At 71.2% G+C, this 18067-nt stretch carries 14 protein-coding genes; 10 read left to right on the plus strand and 4 right to left on the minus strand.

Annotated elements, in window-relative coordinates:
- Positions 1-128 precede the first annotated feature (128 nt).
- Both QM638_RS20220 and QM638_RS20225 read right to left on the minus strand, forming a co-directional pair.
- Positions 129-1013: an HpcH/HpaI aldolase/citrate lyase family protein gene (locus QM638_RS20220; protein ID WP_415144981.1), complete on the minus strand. Its 885-nt coding sequence runs from the start codon at positions 1011-1013 to the stop codon at positions 129-131.
- Positions 1010-1672, minus strand: coding sequence for a lactate utilization protein (locus QM638_RS20225; RefSeq protein ID WP_415145031.1), 663 nt, complete (start codon positions 1670-1672; stop codon positions 1010-1012). The genes QM638_RS20220 and QM638_RS20225 overlap by 4 nt, the downstream gene beginning before the upstream one ends.
- A 212-nt stretch (positions 1673-1884) precedes the next feature.
- On the opposite strand from QM638_RS20225, the gene QM638_RS20230 reads away from it, so the two are divergent.
- From QM638_RS20230 to QM638_RS20260, 7 genes are read left to right on the plus strand one after another with little or no spacing between them, the layout of a single operon-like run.
- Complete coding sequence (locus QM638_RS20230; protein ID WP_415144983.1) at positions 1885-3057, plus strand: ROK family protein; 1173 nt, start codon at positions 1885-1887, stop codon at positions 3055-3057.
- The gene (locus QM638_RS20235; protein ID WP_415144985.1) at positions 3050-3886 is read left to right on the plus strand and encodes an ABC transporter permease; all 837 of its coding nucleotides are present in this window, start codon (positions 3050-3052) and stop codon (positions 3884-3886) included. Before QM638_RS20230 ends, QM638_RS20235 begins: the two co-directional genes overlap by 8 nt.
- The gene (locus tag QM638_RS20240) at positions 3883-4722 is read left to right on the plus strand and encodes an ABC transporter ATP-binding protein (RefSeq protein WP_415144987.1); all 840 of its coding nucleotides are present in this window, start codon (positions 3883-3885) and stop codon (positions 4720-4722) included. Before QM638_RS20235 ends, QM638_RS20240 begins: the two co-directional genes overlap by 4 nt.
- Entirely contained in the window at positions 4719-5732 is a 1014-nt protein-coding gene (locus QM638_RS20245) for an aliphatic sulfonate ABC transporter substrate-binding protein (RefSeq protein WP_415144989.1), read from the plus strand. The genes QM638_RS20240 and QM638_RS20245 overlap by 4 nt, the downstream gene beginning before the upstream one ends.
- Positions 5733-5739: 7 nt before the next feature.
- The gene (locus tag QM638_RS20250) at positions 5740-7269 is read left to right on the plus strand and encodes a sulfatase-like hydrolase/transferase (RefSeq protein WP_415144991.1); all 1530 of its coding nucleotides are present in this window, start codon (positions 5740-5742) and stop codon (positions 7267-7269) included.
- Positions 7270-7279: 10 nt separating this feature from the next.
- The gene (locus QM638_RS20255) at positions 7280-8245 is read left to right on the plus strand and encodes a formylglycine-generating enzyme family protein (RefSeq protein WP_415144993.1); all 966 of its coding nucleotides are present in this window, start codon (positions 7280-7282) and stop codon (positions 8243-8245) included.
- Between the two features lie 30 nt (positions 8246-8275).
- A complete protein-coding gene (locus QM638_RS20260; protein ID WP_415144994.1) occupies positions 8276-10522 on the plus strand; it encodes a family 43 glycosylhydrolase in 2247 nt (748 codons plus the stop codon).
- Between the two features lie 48 nt (positions 10523-10570).
- Here the strand turns inward: QM638_RS20260 and QM638_RS20265 are convergent, their stop codons facing one another.
- Positions 10571-11173, minus strand: a complete 603-nt coding sequence (locus QM638_RS20265) for an ArsR/SmtB family transcription factor (RefSeq protein WP_415144996.1) — start codon at positions 11171-11173, stop codon at positions 10571-10573.
- Between the two features lie 80 nt (positions 11174-11253).
- Between QM638_RS20265 and QM638_RS20270 the strand changes: the two genes are divergently transcribed.
- Positions 11254-12525, plus strand: a complete 1272-nt coding sequence (locus QM638_RS20270) for an MFS transporter (protein ID WP_415144998.1) — start codon at positions 11254-11256, stop codon at positions 12523-12525.
- Positions 12526-12623: 98 nt separating this feature from the next.
- On the opposite strand, the gene purL is transcribed toward QM638_RS20270, so the two are convergent.
- A complete protein-coding gene (gene purL / locus QM638_RS20275; RefSeq protein ID WP_415145000.1) occupies positions 12624-14918 on the minus strand; it encodes a phosphoribosylformylglycinamidine synthase subunit PurL in 2295 nt (764 codons plus the stop codon).
- A gap of 148 nt (positions 14919-15066) precedes the next feature.
- On the opposite strand from purL, the gene QM638_RS20280 reads away from it, so the two are divergent.
- A complete protein-coding gene (locus tag QM638_RS20280; RefSeq protein WP_415145002.1) occupies positions 15067-16761 on the plus strand; it encodes an alkaline phosphatase D family protein in 1695 nt (564 codons plus the stop codon).
- 2 nt (positions 16762-16763) lie between these two features.
- A complete protein-coding gene (locus QM638_RS20285) occupies positions 16764-18044 on the plus strand; it encodes an alkaline phosphatase family protein (protein ID WP_415145004.1) in 1281 nt (426 codons plus the stop codon).
- The last annotated feature ends 23 nt before the right edge of the window (positions 18045-18067 follow it).

The raw sequence follows: 18067 nt of genomic DNA on the forward strand, positions 1-18067 counted from the left end.
GACAACCCCGCCCGACCCGCATACACCCCCGCGGTATAACCCGACGGACCAGAACCCACCACAACCACCTCACGCGGCGACTCAGCAGAAGAAGCAGCAACCATCGAGAATCCCTTTCAACAATGACTTCAACAAACACCCGCACGATCCAGTACCCGGCGCGCCTGGAGGAGTCTGGCTCGATCGACCATACGTCCCCGCAGGGTGTGCAGTCCGGCATCGGGGGTCGCCTGGAACGCCGCGACGATGGCGCGCGCGTCGGCGATCTCGTCAGCCGTCGGGGTGAACGCCTGGTTGATGATGTCGACCTGCGCCGGGTGGATGGCGAGCTTGCCCTCGAACCCCATCCTGCGAGCGGCCTCCGCCTCGCGGCGGAGCCGATCGAGGTCGTCGACGTCGCGCAGCACGCAGTCGATCGGCTGTACGCCGGCCGCGCGAGCCGCGGCCAGGGTGAGCGACTGGGCGAGCCGGTAGACGTGGCCCAGCTCGCCGTCGGCGTCGAACTTCGAGGACGCCCCGAGCGCGGCGGAGAGGTCGTCGACACCCCAGCTGATGGCGGCCAGCAGCGGGGTGCTGCCGGCGAAGGTGCCGAGGTCGAAGAGGCTCGCCGGGGTCTCGGCGGCGATCACGTGGATCCGCCAGCCGGCCTCGACCAGATCGCCCGCGGCCCGGGCCACCTCGGCACCGTGCTCGACCTTGGGCAGCACGATCCCGTCCAGGTCGAGCTCCTCGGCACAGGCCAGGTCGGCGCCGTAGAACTCGGTGTCCATCGCGTTCACCCGGAGCCAGCGCTGCTGTCGCCCGGACCGGTCCGGCAGGCCGGCGAGCAGATCCCGCGCGACCGCCTTGCGATCGGCGGTGACGCTGCTCTCCAGGTCGAAGATGACCGCCGCGGCCGCGCTGTCGAGCGCGGCGACGACGTCGCCCTCACGGTCGGCCGCGGCCAGCAGCCAGCTCTTCGGGGCCGCCGGCACCTCGCCGTACGTCTCCATGACCCCGTTCCCGATGCTCACAGGCCGAGGTCCTCGTTGATCAGGATGACGCAGATCTTGCCCTGCTCGACCGGCTGGTTGCCGTCGATGATGGCGGTGTAGCGCAGCACGCCCCAGCCCAGCCCGTCGTCCTTGCGGTGCTTGAGCCGGTGGCGCCAGGCGTTGACCGGTCCGGCCCAGTCGCGGATGCGGCGGAGCGCGTCGTCCACGTCGGTGCAGATCTTGTTCACGCCCGCGACGATGATCACCTTCTTCGGGCCGAACATCATCGCGGCCACCCGGTTCCCGGAGCCGTCGGTGCTCACGATGGTGCCGTCCAGGGTGATCGCGTTGGTGCCGGTGAGGTAGATGTCGGAGAGCAGCGTCTGACGCTGCATCTCGCGGCGCTCCTCGCGGGGCGGGTTGTAGCCGGTCGTGGCGTCGGTGCGCACCGGGTTGATGAACTCGTTCTCCCCACGGTCCATCAGCGCCTCGAAGGCGCCGATCTGATTGAGCGTCACCGAGTCGCCACGGCCGAGCCGGGCGCCGGCCGGCACGAGCTCGAGCAGCAGCTTCAGCGCCTCGTCCGCGGTCTCGACGAAGTGGCCGTCCATGTACTTCTCGTGGAGCTTCTCGATGACCAGCTCGGCACGTTCTCGTTGGTACTGCCGGATCTCTGCCGAGAGATCGGTGTCGCCCATCGCCACAGCGGACTCCTCCCCAGTGCGCATAATGAAGCGCAATATTGTTGAGCAATTTGAGTATGGCACACCGCGCCTCCCGAGCGCCACCGCCATGGCGGGCCATCCCGGCGAGGGCGCCGCGATCGGGCGATGCCGATGCCGATGCCGATGCCGAGATTGATTCTGTCACCCGGTTGACGGAAAAAATATGTATCTCTAGTTTCTCACTCGTGTTTGATCACGAGAACGTCCAGGCACTGGTGCGCCGCACCCATGAGCAGCAGGTGCTCGCCGCGCTGCGCCGGCGCGGGCCGCTGAGCCGTGCACAGCTGGTGCGGATGGTCGGCATCTCCCGGACCACGGTCTCCGAGATCACCAGCGATCTGATCGCCTCCGGCGCGGTCATCGTCTCCGCCACCGACGCGGAGACCCGGGTCGGCAGCGGGCGACGCGCACAGCTGTTGCAGCTGGACTCCCGCGCCGGACAGTACGTCGGCGTGGACCTCGCCCACCGGCACGTCCGGGTGGTGGTGGCCGGTGCGGCCCAGGGCACGCTGGCCGCCGCGGCCGCCGACTACCGCAGCCAGAGCTGGCCGGAGCGGGTCACCGAGGCGATCCGGCTGGTCGACGAGACCGCCGAGAGGCACGGGCTCCACTACGGCGCCCTCCAGGCCGTGGCGATCGGCGTAATGGGCACCGATCGGCACCTGCGCCGGTTGGCCGGCGAGGCGTTCGGCGATCGGTTCGCGTGCCCGGTGGTGGTCGACAACAACACCCGGTTCGCCGCGCTGGCCGAGGCACTCGCCGAGGGGCCCCGGGTGCGCGACCTGCTCTACCTGCGACTGGCCGACGGCGTGGGCGGCGGGGTCGTGATCGGCGGCCGACTGGTCCCGGGCGGGCTCGGCAACGCCGGCGAGTTCGGTCATGTCCGGGTCGAGGACGGTCGCGCGGCTCGACCCTGTCGCTGTGGCGGACGCGGCTGCCTGGAGACCGTCGCGTCGGTGCCCGCGGTCCTCGACCGCGCCGGACTGGGCGCCGGACCGGGCGCCGGCCGCACCGGAGCGCTGGAGCAGCTGGCGGCGGCCTACGCCGATGGCGACCCGGCTGCCCGGGCGGCGGTCGACCGTGCCGCCGCGGCGACGGGACGGGTGCTCGGCATGACGACGCTCGTGCTCAGTCCGGAGCGGATCGTCATCGGTGGTCCCCTCCCGCGGCTGATGCCGGGGCTGGTCCCGGGCATCGCCTCGGCGCTGGCCGACGAGGTCGGTGTCGGCGCGCTCCCCGATGTCCGCGGTGCGCGGCTCGACGACGAGGACGGCGCCCGCGGAGCGGTCGCCATGCTGCGCGAGCGCTCACCGCTGGTCGCCGAGTACGCCGGCCCTCGGGAGGACGCACATGTCTGACTCCCTGCCGGGCACACTCGGCAGTCGACCCCGATCGGCGGCACAGGCGTCCGGCCCACGCCTCGCCACCCTGTTGGGTCCCACCGGCTGGGCCCGTCGCGCCCTGCTCACCACGCTCTCCATCGTGCTCGGGATCGGGCTGTGGTGGATCCTCAGCAAGACCGGATTCGACCTGCCGACGCCGCCACAGGTCGTGCGTCGCGCCCGGGAGCTGCTGGCCGACGGCACCCTGGAGAAGGACATCCTGGCCAGCCTGCGCCGGGTGGTGCTCGGCTTCGCGCTGGGCTGCCTGGTCGCGGTGCCGGTCGGCTTCCTGATGGGGTGGTACGAGATCGCCCGAGCCCTGATCGAGCCGTGGATCCAGTTCTTCCGCGCGGTCCCGCCGCTGGCCCTCATCCCGATGATGGTGGTCCTGCTCGGCATCGGTGAGACGCCCAAGGTCGTGGTGATCTTCCTGAGCAGCTTCCTGGCCTGCGTGATCGCCGCCTTCCAGGGCGTCGTCAGCGTCGATCGAACGCTGATCAACGCCGCCCGGGTCCTCGGCGCGAGCGATCTGACCCTCTTCCTCCGGGTGGTCATCCCGGCCTCCTCGCCGTACATCCTGGTCGGGATGCGTGTCGGCCTCGGCGCCTCCTGGGCGACGCTCGTCGCCGCCGAGCTGATCGCCGCCCAGGACGGACTCGGCTTCCGGATGAAGAACGCCCAGACCTACTACGACCTGCCCACCATCTTCCTCGGCGTCATCTGCATCGGGCTGCTGGGCATGGTCATGGACCGACTGCTCCTGATCGCCGAGCGCAGGCTGACGGTCTGGCAGGAGCGCCGATGACCCTCTCGTCCCCCGGCTCGTCCCCCCGCCCGTCCACGGCCGCCAAGATCTCGCTGCGCGGCGTCGGCAAGGAGTTCCCCGCCGCGGCCGGCGGCCGCGTCTTCCGCGCGCTCGGCGAGGTCTCCCTCGACGTCGCCGACGGCGAGTTCGTGACCGTCGTCGGGCCGTCGGGCTGCGGGAAGAGCACCCTGCTCAACATCCTCGCCGGTCTCGAGCAGCCCACCTCCGGCGAGGCGCTCGTCGACGGCGTCCCGGTGCGCGGGCCGGGCCCGGAGCGCGGGGTGATCTTCCAGCAGTACGCACTCTTCCCCTGGCTCAGCGTCCGCAAGAACGTCGAGTTCGGCCTCAAGACCCTCGGCGTACCCCAGCAGGAGCGGGCCGACCGGGTCGACCACTACCTCTCCATGGTGGGCCTGGACGCGTTCGCCGACCGACTGCCCAAGGCCCTCTCCGGCGGGATGAAGCAGCGCTGCGCCATCGCTCGGGCGTACGCCGTCCACCCGGAGATCCTGCTGATGGACGAGCCGTTCGGCGCCGTCGACGCGCTCACCCGGGTCCGGCTGCAGGAGCAGCTGCTGGCCACCTGGAGCCAGGAGCAACGCACGGTCCTGTTCATCACCCACGACGTGGACGAGGCCGTCTTCCTGGCCAACCGGGTGGTCGTGATGGCCGCCGACCCGGGACGCCTCCAGGAGGTCATCGAGATCGACCTGCCCCACCCCCGGACCGAGGAGGTCCGGCTGAGTCCTCGGTTCACCCAGTTGCGCAACCGCGTCTGGAGCGCCGTCTACCACCAGGGCGACGACCGCCCGAGCCTCGAAGGAGAACCCCGATGAAGTCCCCGTTCGCACACCGCTGGATCGCACTGGCCGTGGCCGCCACCACCGCGCTCGCCCTGACCGCCTGCGGCGGCAGCGACGGCGGCTCGGCGAGCGGCGGGTCCGGCGACATCAAGGTCACCATCGGTTACATCGGCGACTTCAACGGCACCAGCCTGATCGCCGTCGCCGACGCGGAGGGGCTGTGGGCCGAGCACGGGATCGAGGTGGAGGAGAAGGTCTTCACCGACGGCCCCACCCAGATCACCGCTCTCGACGCCGGCGACCTCGACTTCGGGTACATCGGTCCGGGCGCGTTCTGGCTGCCGGCGTCCGGCCACGGCAAGATCATCGCGCTGAACTCCCTCGGCGGCGCCGACCGGGTCGTCGCCCAGCCGGGGATCACCTCGCTCGCCCAGCTGAAGGGGAAGAAGATCGGCGTCCCGCAGGGCACCTCGGGAGACATGATCCTCGGGCTCGCGCTGGAGAAGGCCGGTCTGAGCAGGAGTGAGGTGAACATCGTGCCGATGGACCCCGAGACCATCGTGACCGCCTTCGACTCCGGCCAGATCGACGCGGCCGGGCTGTGGTACCCGATGCTCGACAACGTCAAGAAGAAGGTGCCCGATCTGGTCGAGCTCGCCCAGGACAGCGACTTCTCCGACTCCTTCTCCTTCCCCACCGCGATCGTGGCCGGCAACGACGTGGTCGAGGACGACCCCGACACCGTGGCGAAGGTCGACCAGGTGCTGCGTGAGGCGATGGACTGGCGCTCGGCGCACCTCGACGAGGCGGTCAGCCAGGTCGCCGAGAAGACCAAGCAGTCCGAGGACTCGGTGCAGGCGGACGCCGACCGCAACCGGATGCTCACCTCCGCGCAGGCCGACAAGGTCACCCAGAACGGCACCGCCGAGAAGTGGCTCGAGGCGCTCGGCGACTACTTCGTGGACAACGACGAGCTCGACTCCAACCCGGACCCCGCCGACTACTACCTGGGCGACGACTTCGTCGCGGCCGGGAAGGACTGAGTCGCCGATGAGCACCGCGGCCCGCCGGAGCAACGTCCTGTTCTTGATGACCGACCAGCACCGCGTCGACACCCTCGGCGCCTACGGCAACAGCCAGGTCCCCACCCCGGCCCTCGACCGGCTGGCGCGCACCGGCACCAGGTTCGATCGGTGGTACACCCCCACCGCGATCTGCACGCCGGCGCGCGCCAGCCTCCTGACCGGGCAGGCGCCGTTCCGCCATCGGGTGCTGGCCAACGCCGAGCGGAACGTGGGCTACATCGAGGACCTGCCCGAGGAGGCGTTCACCTTCCCGCAGGCCCTGACCGAGGCCGGCTACCGGTGCGGGCTGATGGGCAAGTGGCACGCCGGCTCGCGGCGGGGCCCGGCGGACTTCGGCTTCGAGGGGATCCACCACCCGGGCTGGCACAACCCGGTCGACCATCCGGACTACCTGGCCTGGCTGGCCGAGCGGGGGCTGCCGCCGTACCGGATCAGCGACCAGGTCCGCGGGACCCTGCCCAACGGTGGCCCCGGCAACCTGCTGGCCGCGCGATTGCAGCAGCCCGTCGAGGCCACCTTCGAGCGCTACCTCGCCGATCGCACCATCGAGCTCCTGCGGCGGTACGCCGACGGCGCGCTGAACCGCGACGAGCCGTTCTTCGTCGGCCTGCACTTCTTCGGTCCGCACCTGCCCTACATCCTGCCCGACGCCTACTTCGACCTCATCGACCCGGCCGGGGTGGAGCTCCCCCGCTCGTGCATGGAGACGTTCACCGACAAGCCGACGGTGCAGCGCAACTACAGCGCGCACTGGACCTTCGACACGATGCCGAGCGAGGTCTCCCGCAAGCTGATCGCCGCCTACTGGGGCTACGTGGCGATGATCGACGCGGAGATCGCCCGGGTGCTCGCCGCGCTGGACGAGCTGGGGCTGACCGAGGACACCGCGGTCTTCTTCACCTCCGACCACGGGGAGTTCACCGGAGCGCACCGGCTGCACGACAAGGGTCCGGCGATGTACGAGGACATCTATCGGACCGCCGGGATCGTGCGGCTGCCGGGAGCGCCGGCGGGCATGGTGCGGGACGAGTTCGTGAGTCTGCTCGACTGCACCGCGACCATCTTGGACCTGGCCGGCCTCGATCCCGGCGACGCGGTCGACTCCCGCAGCCTGCTGGACCTGGTGCACGGCCGCGACGAGTCGCCGTGGGCGCCCGACCTGGTCGCGGAGTTCCACGGCCACCACTTCCCCTACCCCCAGCGGATGCTGCGCGAGGAGCGGTACAAGCTGGTGGTCGACCCCTCGGCGGTCAACGAGCTCTACGACCTCGACCGGGATCCCGACGAGCTGCACAACCTCTACTCGCTCCCCGAGTACGCGGCGGTACGGCGACGGATGATGCGGCGCCTCTACCGCCTGCTGCGCGAGCGGGGAGACAACTTCCACCACTGGATGACCTCCATGTACGAGGTGGGCGGGGTGGACCACGACCCCACCCTGTCGGGCCTGGACGAGGACACCTACGCCGTGGTGAGCGGGTCGGCACAGCGATGAGCGGACACCGATGAGCGGACACTGCTGTGCCGGGTCACGGGTGGCGCTCGAGTGCGAGTCCGCGCCGTCGCCCTCGCGGCCCGGAGCGGAGCCGCCCGTCCCGGTGTCGGCGGCAGCACCCGGTGGCGGACACCGGGTCGCACAGTGTCGGATACCCGGCCAGGAGTTCGCCATGGGCGACGCCCATGGCGACGGCCATCCGGCCGACGGCGAGACGCCGGTGCACCCGGTGCGGCTGCCGGGGTTCGACATCGACGCGACGACCGTGACGGTCGCCGACTTCGCCCGCTTCGTCGACGCCACCGGCTACCTCACCGAGGCCGAGGCCTTCGGCTACTCGGCGGTCTTCGGCGCCCACGTGCGCGAGACCGAGGCGATCCTCGGCCGGGCATCGCACACGCCGTGGTGGCTCGGCGTACGCGGGGCGGACTGGCGGCATCCGGACGGTCCCGGATCCTGGGTCGAGGATCGGCTCGACCACCCGGTCACCCAGGTCAGCTGGAACGACGCGAACGCCTACTGCACCTGGGCCGGGCGCCGGCTGCCGACCGAGGCCGAGTGGGAGTGCGCCGCCCGTGGCGGGCTCGACCGCACGCGGTACCCGTGGGGTGACGAGCTGGTCACCGACCCGTGGCCGTGCAACATCTGGCAGGGCAGCTTCCCCGACCGGGACACCGCAGCGGACGGCTGGGCCGGTACGGCGCCGGCGCGCGCCTTCGAGCCGAACGGGTACGGGCTGTTCCAGCCGGTCGGCAACGTCTGGGAGTGGTGCGCCGACTGGTTCGACCCCGGCTATTACGCGGCCTCTCCCGCCCTCTCCCCGACGGGCCCCGAGTCCGGCCGCGCCCGGGTGCTGCGTGGCGGCTCGTTCCTGTGCCACGACTCCTACTGCAACCGGTACCGGAACTCCGCCCGGTCCGCCAACACCCCGGACTCCGCCACCAGCAACACCGGCTTCCGCACCGTCGCCGGCTGAACACCGACCGAACAACGAAGGGGGCACCTCATGCTTCGCGCAGGATCGATCCTCGGACTGGTGATCATGCTCGTCACCGGCCTCCCAACCCCGTCCGCCACGCCCGCCGCGGCGTCGGTCGCCAGCGCCGCGGGCAGCGGCAGGGCGACGTACACCAATCCGGTCACCGCCGGCACCGTCGACACCTTCCCCGATCCGTCGATGATCCGGGCCTACGACGGCCATTGGTATGCCTACGGCACGACCAACCCGATCCTGAACAGCGCCGGCGAGACCGGCGAGCACGTGCTGCCGATCCTGCGCTCGGACGACCTGGTGCACTGGTCCCACGTCTCGGACGTGTTCAGCACCTCCGGGACGCCGTCGTGGTGGCCCTCGAGCGCCCGGGCCTGGGCGCCGGACATCCGCTATGTCGACGGCGAGTACTACCTCTACTACGCGTTGTCGACCGGCGGCGTCGCACTGCTCACCAGCGACAGCCCCACCGGCGAGTGGACCGACCACGGCCTGGTCGTGCCGGCCAGCGACAGCGGCTGCCCGACCGGGAACATCGACCAGGCCATGTTCACCGACACCGACGGCACCCACTACCTCTACTGGGGCAGCTACGACACCATCTGCGTGGCCCGGCTGAACGCGACCGCCACCGCGTTGGACGGCACGGTGACGCAGGTCGCCCGAGGGCGCCGGATGGAGGGCGGCTACGCGGTGCATCGCGGCCGCTACTACTACCTGTTCTACTCCGACGGCGGCTGCTGTGACGGCGCGTTCAGCGGCTACACGGTGAAGGTGGGCCGCTCGACCTCGCCGACCGGCCCGTTCCTCACCCCGCAGGGCGAGGATCTGATGGACCTGACCAGCAAGGGCGGGATCGTGCTGACCGCCACCGGCAACGGGTGGGTGGGACCCGGCCACAACGGATTCGTCACCGACCTCTCCGGTCAGGACTATCTGGTCTATCACGCGATCCCCGAGTCCGACCCCGACTTCGGCCCGGTCCAGGGCGCCGGCGGCGGGACCCTCAACCTGACCAAGCGGCCGATGCTGATCGACCGGCTCGACTGGATCGACGGCTGGCCGGTCGTGAACGGCGGCGCCGGACCCTCCTCGACGCCGCAGAGCGCCCCGGTGACGACCTCGCTCGCCGGCAGCACCGTCTCGGCGTCGCTGGACGCCGGCCACGGGGCGGATCGCGCGCTCAGCGCCCGAGCCGTGCGGGGCGACGTACGCGTCGAGGGGAGCCTGAAGGGCGACCGGGTCGGGCTCGTGGTCTCCTGGCAGTCCCCGCGGAACAACGTGGTCGCCACGCTCGACCGGGAACGGCTCGTGGTGAAGGCCACTCGCGGCGGCCGTACGACCACCGCGACCGCGGCGCTGCCGGCGACCTTCGACCACGACTCCTGGCACCGGGTCACCGCCGAGCGGCGCGGGCGCCGGCTGAGCGTCGAGGTCTCCGCCGACCGGCTCGGGGACGCGGTGGCCACTGCGGACCTCACCCTGCCGGACTCGGCGACCGGCGGCCGGGTCGGGGCGGTGGCCTGGTCGGGCACCGGTACGGCGGCCGACGTCGGGGCCGCGAGGCTCTACCGACCGCACACCACCCGGGTCGCCGACCCCTCGGTCGGCCAGCTGCTGACGGACTACTCCGACGAGTTCGACGGCACCGGCGCACCCGAGGCCGTGAACTCGAACTGGCAGTGGGTGCGCGGCGGCGACACCGGTGCGACCGAGACGGACGGGGCCCTGGTCTGGCCGACCCAGTCCGGTGATCTGACCGGATCCGGCAACGACGCCTCGGTGTTGCTCCGGGACGCGCCGACGGGCGACTACACCGTCGAGACCAAGCTGACCTTCGACGGCACCCGCGGGAACCAACAGGCGGGCCTGGTGCTCTACGACACCGACGACCGCTACGTCAAGCTCGCCCACTCGCTGCTGCCGCTCAGCAACAGCAGCTCCTACCTGCACGTCACCGAGTTCCAGAAGGAGGGCGCCCGGCCGACGTACACCCCGCCGACGGCGGTCTTCGCCGGGCCGATGTTCGGTGCGGCGCCGGCCACCACGACCTGGCTCCGGCTGCGCTACCACCAGGACTCCGCGGGTGCCCGGCACGTCGTGCGGATGGCGTCGAGCACGGACGGCAGGCACTGGACCTGGGGAGGCGTGTGGACCCTGCCGATCGTCGACTCACGACCGTTGCGGATCGGGCTGGTCTCGATGAACACCACCGGCGCCACCGCCCGCTTCGACTACCTGCGGGTCTACCGGAACGGGTGATCCTCCTGCCGCCGGACGGCGGGGTCGCTGACCGCGGCGACCCGGCGGTCAGCGACCGCCGGCGTCGTCGGGGCCCCGGTCCTCGTCGAGCCGGGGATACGGCTGCAGGACCGTCAGGTAGGAGTAGGTCTGGCGGCCCTGGCCGGCGCCGCGGGTCCTGTCCCGCCAGCGGTCGTAGAGCTCGCTGAGCTCGCGCTGGAACTCCTCGGCCTCGCCATCGGTCAGACGGAGCGAACTGTCGTTGATGGTCGACCTGGAGCCCTCCGGGCTCTCCAGCGCGCGTCGCACCAGGAACGCGCACCAGTCGGCGACGTTGCGCCGGAAGACCGCGGCCGTCGCGGTGCCACCATCCTCCTTCTCCGTCGCATGCAGGTCGACGTGGATGCCGGAGTCGTCGCCGAGCCGCCACACCCGATCGCGCCGATCCCGGGCTGCCTCGGGGTCCTCTTCGACCAGGCCGTACTTCGCCAACTGGCGCAGGTGGAAGCTCGCCTGATTGGCCGGGATGCCCAGCTCGGTCGCCAGGTCCGCGGCACGCAGCGACCCCGACGCGAACAGCTCGGCAAGGATCCGGGCCCGGGTCGGGTGCGCGATGGCACGCAGGACTCGGGGGTCGTGGGTCTTCGACACTGGTTCGTGGGTCTTCGGCACGCCCTCAGCCTACCGTTCTCGCACCACTTATTGCGCATCTTATCTTGCGCAATAAGTGGTGCGCACCTTAACGTGCTGATATGTCGTACCGATCGCTCGCCCGCAACCACGACTTCACCGTGCTCTGGATCGGGCAGACGATCTCGCAGCTCGGCACCGCGATGAGCACGTTCGCCTTCCCACTGACGGCCTACGCGATCACCGGTTCGACGGCCGCAGCCTCGCTCGTCACGGCCGCCTACTTCGCCGGCATGCTCGGCGTTCTCCTGCCCGCCGGCGTGCTCGCCGATCGGATCGACCGCGCCACGGTGATGCGTGTGTCGGTCGGCAGCGGCACGATCGCCTACACCGCGCTCGTGCTGACCTCGATCGGCGGCATCCTGACCCAGCCGCTGCTGATCGCGATAGCCCTGCTCAGTGGGGGTGCCACCGGATTGTTCACCCCGGCGGAGGCATCCGCCGTACGCACCGTGGTGAGCACCGAGGACCTGCCGACCGCACTGGGCCAGAACCAGGCGCGCGAGCACATCGCCGCACTCCTGGGCGCCCCGGTGGGCGGACTGCTGTACGGCGCGCTCGGCTGGCTGCCGTTCGCCGCGGACGCCCTCTCCTATGCGGCTTGTTGGCTGGCGCTCGGGCGCCTGCGGACCTCGTTGGCTCCGACAGGAGGCCGTTCAGCGGGCACCGGCGGTTCGGCGATCCGAGAGCTGACCCTCGGCTTCCGGTTCATCGTCGCCCACCCCTTCCTCCGGCTGGTCGGGGTATGGGCGCCGCTGACGAACCTCGGCCTCAACGCGGTCTTCTTCCTCGCCACCCTCCGGCTCATCGCCACCGGCTTCCCCGCCTGGCAGATCGGCCTGGTCGAGACCGCCGCGGGCACCTCGGGCATCCTCGGGGCGCTCTGCGCACCCTGGCTCATCGATCGGATCCCGACCGGACGGCTCGCCATCGTGATGGCGTGGGTCTTCGTCCCACTCCTCATCCCGGTCGCGCTCTGGAACACGCCCTGGGTGGTCGGCGGCGCGCTGGCTGTCGGCATCTTCGTCAACCCGGCCAGCAACGCCGCCGTCGGCGCCTACTCCCAGACGATCCTGCCGCCGACGATGCTGGGCAGGTTCTCCTCGACGACACGGTTCATCTCGATGTCCACGATGCCACTGGCGCCACTGCTGGCCGGCGCCCTGCTCGCCGGGATCGGCGGCACCCGAGCGGTCCTGGCGCTCGCCGTACCGGTCGCGGCGATCGCCCTGATCCCCACCCTCAGCCGGACGATGTGGCGGATCGGCCGACCGGCGACCTGGCCACGACCGGCGGACCACCACGCCCGCTCCCGACCGCTCGGAGTCGCCTAGGGCTCGGCGGGACGGCGACCGCACCTCCGCGGCCCCGGCTCGGTCCGCCAGCAGCCTCGTCGGGGTGATCTCCAGCGCGAACGGGCGATCCAGGCCGATCAACCCAGTGCGGTCGGCAGCGTCGCCCGCCACGCCTCGCCGAGCTCGGCCAGGTCGATCTCGAACGAGTCGTCGCCGCACCCGATCCGGTACGACGATCCACCGGTCCGGCCGAGGTCGGCGACCGGGACCCCGTGCTGCTCGGCGAGCCCGCGGAGCTCCTCGACCCGCTCGGGAGCCACCGTGACCAGCGCCCGGCCGGCGGACTCGGAGAAGAGCGCCACGAACGGGTCCCCGGCCAGCTCGACCGAGACGCCGATGCCGGAGACGATGGCCGGCTCGGCCAGCGCCTGGGCCAGCCCGCCCTCGGAGAGGTCGTGTGCCGAGGTGACCACGCCGCGGGAGGCGGCCAGCAACGAGCCGAGCGCCCGCTCGGCGGCCAGGTCCACCGTGGGCGGACGCCCGCCCAGGTGGCCGTGGACCACCTGCGCCCACTCCGACCCGGAGAGCTCCTCACGGGTCTCGCCCAGCAGCAGGAGCCGCTCTCCGGCCGCCGCGAAGCGGGACGGGATCCGGGTGGTCACATCGTCGATCAGCCCGAGGGTGGCCACCACCGGTGTCGGGTGGATGGCGACCTCGCCGGTCTGGTTGTAGAGCGAGACGTTGCCGCCGGTCACCGGGATGCCCAGCTCGAGACAGGCGTCCTTCAACCCACGACAGGCCTCGGCGAACTGCCACATCACGTCCGGGTCCTCCGGCGAGCCGAAGTTGAGGCAGTCGGAGACGGCCAGCGGCACCGCCCCGGTGGTGGCGACGTTGCGGTAGCTCTCGGCGAGCGCGAGCTGCGCCCCGGCGTACGGATCGAGCTTGGCGAACCGGCCGTTCGCGTCGGTGGCCAGCGCGACACCCAGGTTGGTGTCCGGGTCGACCCGCAGGACGCCGGCGTCCTCCGGCTGGGCGAGCACGGTGTTGCCGCGCACGTAGCGGTCGTACTGGTCGGTGATCCAGGACTTGTCGGCGAGGTTCGGCGAGGCGACCAGGCGCAGCACCGTCTCGCGCAGCTCGTCGCCAGACTCCGGCCGGGGCAGCACCTCGGCCTCGTCCGCCTGCAGCTCGTCCTGCCAGGCCGGACGGGCGAACGGACGCTGGTAGACCGGACCGTCGTGGGCGACCGTGCGCGGGTCGACGTCGACGACGGTCTCGCCGTGCCAGTCCACCCGCAGCCGCCCGTCGCCGGTGACCTCGCCGATCACCGCCGCCTCCACCTCCCACTTGGCGCAGATCCCCATGAAGGTGGCCTCGTCCTCGGGCGCGATGACCGCCATCATCCGCTCCTGGGACTCGCTCATCAGGATCTCCTCGGGCGCGAGGGTGGAGTCGCGCAGCGGAGCCCGCTCCAGGTCGACGTGCATGCCGCCGTCGCCGGCGGCCGCCAGCTCGGAGGTGGCGCACGAGATCCCGGCCGCACCGAAGTCCTGGATGCCGCGCACGATCCCGGCGGCGAACAGCTCCAGGGTGCACTCGATGAGCAGCTTCTCCATGAACGGGTCGCCGACCTGGACGCTGGGCCGCTTGGCCGGACCGTCCTCCTCGAACTCGACGCTCGCCAGGATCGAGGCGCCGCCGATGCCGTCGCCGCCGGTGCGGGCGCCGTACATGATGACCAGGTTGCCGGCTCCCGACGCCTTGGCCAGGTGCAGGTCCTCGTGCCGCAGTACGCCGACACAGAGCGCGTTCACCAACGGGTTGCCGGCGTAGCAGTCGTCGAAGACCGCCTCACCGCCGATGTTGGGCAGCCCGAGGCAGTTGCCGTAGCCACCCACCCCGGCGACGATGCCGGGCAGCACCCGGTGGGTGTCGTCGGCCTCCAGCGAGCCGAACCGCAGCGGGTCCATCACCGCGACCGGCCGCGCACCCATCGCCAGGATGTCCCGGACGATGCCGCCGACGCCGGTGGCCGCGCCCTGGTAGGGCTCGACGTAGGACGGATGGTTGTGAGACTCGATCTTGAAGGTGACGGCATAGCCCTGACCGATGTCGATCACGCCGGCGTTCTCGCCGATCCCGGCCAGCATCTTGCCGACCCGGGTCTCCTGTGGGATCTGGGAGAACTGCTTCAGGTGCACCTTGGAGGACTTGTAGGAGCAGTGCTCGGACCACATCACCGAGTACATCGCCAGCTCCGAGGAGGTCGGCCGGCGGCCCAGGATCTCCCTGATCCGCTCGTACTCGTCCGCCGTGAGGCCGAGCTCGGCCCAGGGCTGCTCCCGGTCGGGATCGGCCGCCGCGTGCGCGACCGTGTCCACGGTCGTCTCGAGGGCGGGCTGGTCGGGGGCGGCGGAGCTCGCGGTCACGGCCCAAATCTAGCCGGGACCACGCCCCGACGCCGACTCCCGGCCGACTCCCGGCCGGCAGGTGTCGGTAGGTGTCGGTACGGCGAACACCGCGTGACGACTGCGCCCGAGCCGTGACGGTGCCGGCCCGGGGTCCGTTGGACGTGGCGTGAACGAGACCTCCATCCAGCCGACACAACCCGACCCTCGGATCGGTCCGCGGATGGGCCGCCGCACGATGCTCGCGGCCGGCACCGCCGTGCCCGGCACCGCGATCGCCCTCGGCCTGGCCGACCCGGCACAGGCCGCCGGATCGTCGTACTTCCGTCACGGCGTCGCCTCCGGAGACCCACTGCCGACCGCGGTCGTGCTGTGGACCCGAGTCACACCGACCGCCGGCGCGACCCCCGGCTCCGGACGCGGCCTGGACGTGCGGGTCACCTGGCAGGTGGCCACCGACCGCAGGTTCCGGCACGTCGTGCGCTCCGGCACGCTGCGCACCGGAGCCTGGCGCGACCACACCGTGAAGGTCGACGCCCGAGGCCTCCGGCCGGCCCGCTGGTACTACTACCGGTTCCACGCGAACGGTCACGCCAGCCCGGTCGGCCGCACTCGCACCGCCCCGGCCACCGACTCCTCCCCCGGCCACGTGCGGTTCGGGGTCGTCTCGTGCGCCAACCTGCAGGCCGGCTGGTTCCATGCCTACCGCGGGCTCGCCGACCGCGACGACCTGCACGCGATCGTGCACCTGGGCGACTACCTCTACGAGTACGGGCCGGGCGAGTACGGCTACGGGGTCGACGACATCGACGTGCGCACCCACCGGCCCGCACACGAGATCGTGACCCTCGCCGACTACCGGCAGCGTCACGCGCAGTACAAGCAGGATCCCGACCTGCGTCGGCTGCACGCCCGGTACGCGTTCATCGCCACCTGGGACGACCACGAGGTGGCGAACGACGCCTGGAGCGGCGGCGCGGAGAACCATCAGCCGGCCACCGAGGGCAGCTACGCGGCCCGCAAGGCGGCCGCCCATCGGGCGTACGACGAGTGGATGCCGGTGCGCCTCTCGGGCACCTCGGCGCTCGGCGACGGCACCCGGATCTATCGCCGGCTGCGGTTCGGCACCCTGCTCGAGCTCAGCATGCTCGACCTGCGCACCTACCGCACCGAGCAGGGCTCCCAGGCCACCACCGGCGACCCGGACGCCACCATCACCGGCACCGCGCAGCTCGACTGGCTCAAGGCCGGACTCGACCACCCCGTGCAATGGAAGATCGTCGGGAACCCGGTGATGATCGCTCCGGTCGACTTCGGCACGCTGCCCAACGACGTGGTCGACGCGGTCGGCTCGGTGACCGGTGACGTGCTCCCACCCGACGGCCTCGCCTACAACGTCGACCAGTGGGACGGCTACACCGCCGATCGCAAGCGGCTCTACGCCCACCTTCGCGACCACCAGATCAGCGACGTCGTCTTCATCACCGGCGACATCCACTCCGGTTGGGCCTGTGAGCTGCCGGTCGACCCCGGCTCGTATCCGCTCGACAGCGACACCGTCGGCGTGGAGTACGTGTGCACCTCGGTGACCTCGAACAACCTCAAGGACCTCACCGGCAGCCGAGCGCTCTCCCCCGCGGTCGTCGCCGCCATCCGGCTGGCCAACCCGCACGTGAAGTACCTCGACTTCGACGATCACGGCTACTCGATCCTCGACGTGACCAGCGAGCGCGCCCAGATGGACTGGTACCTCACCGGCGACCGGGCCACCAGGAATCCCGGTGCACCCACCTGGACCAGGTCGTTCCGGACCCGCGCGGGCACCGGGCGCGCGGTCGCCGTCACCACCCCGGTGGGGGTCTGAGGATGAACGCCCCGAGCCGCACCCCGGCCCCTGCCTCGGCGCTGGGACGCCGCACCTTCCTGACCACCGGCGCCGGCGTCGCCTTCTCCGTCGCCGCCGGTCTCACCGGCGCGTCCTCGGCGCAGGCCGCGACGGTGAGACAGCGCGCCTATGTGCTCGTCATCGACGGCTGCCGGCCCGACGAGCTCGACACGGCGCTGACGCCCCACCTGACCGCGCTCTCCCGTGCCGGCCTGCGTTTCCCGTCGGCACGCTCGCTGCCGGTGATGGAGACCATCCCGAACCACGTGATGATGATGACCGGCGTACGTCCCGATCGCAGCGGCGTGCCGGCGAACTCGTTCTACGACCGCGCCGCCGGCGAGGTCCGCGACATGGACCAGCCCGACGACATCACGATCGACACCATCATCGAGCGGCTCAACCGGGCCGGGCTGCGGACCGGAACCGTGCTCAGCAAGGAGTACCTGTACGGCGTCTTCGGCGATCGCGCGACCCACCGGTGGGAGCCGGAGCCGCTGGTGCCGATCACCAATCACGCGCTGGACGGCTTCACCATCACCGCCGCCAAGGAGATGGTCACCGAGTTCGACCCGCACTTCATGTTCGTCAACCTCGGTGACATCGACCGATTCGGCCACACCGACCTGAGCGGGACCGGACTGCGGATCGCCCGGCGCGCCGCGCTGGCCAACACCGACCGGCTGATCGGCACGTTCGTCGCGCACCTCAAGGAGCGCGGACTGTGGCGACACGCGTTGCTGACGATCCTGGCCGACCATTCGATGGACTGGTCCTCGGCCTGGAAGGTGATCAGTCTGAGCGAGGTGCTCGAGGAGGATCCGCTGTTGTCCGGGAAGGTCGAGATCGCCCAGAACGGCGGCGCCGACCTGCTCTACTGGACCGGCGCCGAGACGAGACGGGCGGCGGCGATCAGGCGGATGGTGGCGCTGATCCAGGCGGTCGAGGGCGTCGATCGGGTGCTCCCGCGGACGACCAGGTCACTGCGCCTCGGCGCCGAGGCCGGTGACGTGGTCGCCTTCTGCCGGGCGGGCTGGCGGTTCAGCGACCCGACGCCGCTGAGCAATCCGATCCCGGGCAATCACGGCCACTTCGCCACTCAGGCGATCCCGTTCTTCCTCACCGGCGGCCACCCGCGCGTCCCGACCCGGACGTCCTCGACCGCCCGGGCGCACACCGTCGACGTGGCACCGACGGTGATGTCGTTCTTCGGCCTCCCCGGCCATCCGCGGGGCGGCTGGGACGGGACCGCACGGATCTAGCGGGGCATCCGGCGCTACCGGGC

Source organism: Nocardioides sp. (genome assembly GCF_047606145.1).
Taxonomy (GTDB): domain Bacteria; phylum Actinomycetota; class Actinomycetes; order Propionibacteriales; family Nocardioidaceae; genus Nocardioides.

Coding starts and splice junctions, on each gene's coding strand:
- QM638_RS20260 (WP_415144994.1), top strand. CDS start 8,276: ATGCTTCGCGCAGGATCGATCCTCGGACTGGTGATCATGCTCGTCACC.
- QM638_RS20250 (WP_415144991.1), top strand. CDS start 5,740: ATGAGCACCGCGGCCCGCCGGAGCAACGTCCTGTTCTTGATGACCGAC.
- QM638_RS20235 (WP_415144985.1), top strand. CDS start 3,050: ATGTCTGACTCCCTGCCGGGCACACTCGGCAGTCGACCCCGATCGGCG.
- QM638_RS20285 (WP_415145004.1), top strand. CDS start 16,764: ATGAACGCCCCGAGCCGCACCCCGGCCCCTGCCTCGGCGCTGGGACGC.
- QM638_RS20270 (WP_415144998.1), top strand. CDS start 11,254: ATGTCGTACCGATCGCTCGCCCGCAACCACGACTTCACCGTGCTCTGG.
- QM638_RS20255 (WP_415144993.1), top strand. CDS start 7,280: ATGAGCGGACACTGCTGTGCCGGGTCACGGGTGGCGCTCGAGTGCGAG.
- QM638_RS20240 (WP_415144987.1), top strand. CDS start 3,883: ATGACCCTCTCGTCCCCCGGCTCGTCCCCCCGCCCGTCCACGGCCGCC.
- QM638_RS20225 (WP_415145031.1), bottom strand. CDS start 1,672: ATGGGCGACACCGATCTCTCGGCAGAGATCCGGCAGTACCAACGAGAA.
- QM638_RS20245 (WP_415144989.1), top strand. CDS start 4,719: ATGAAGTCCCCGTTCGCACACCGCTGGATCGCACTGGCCGTGGCCGCC.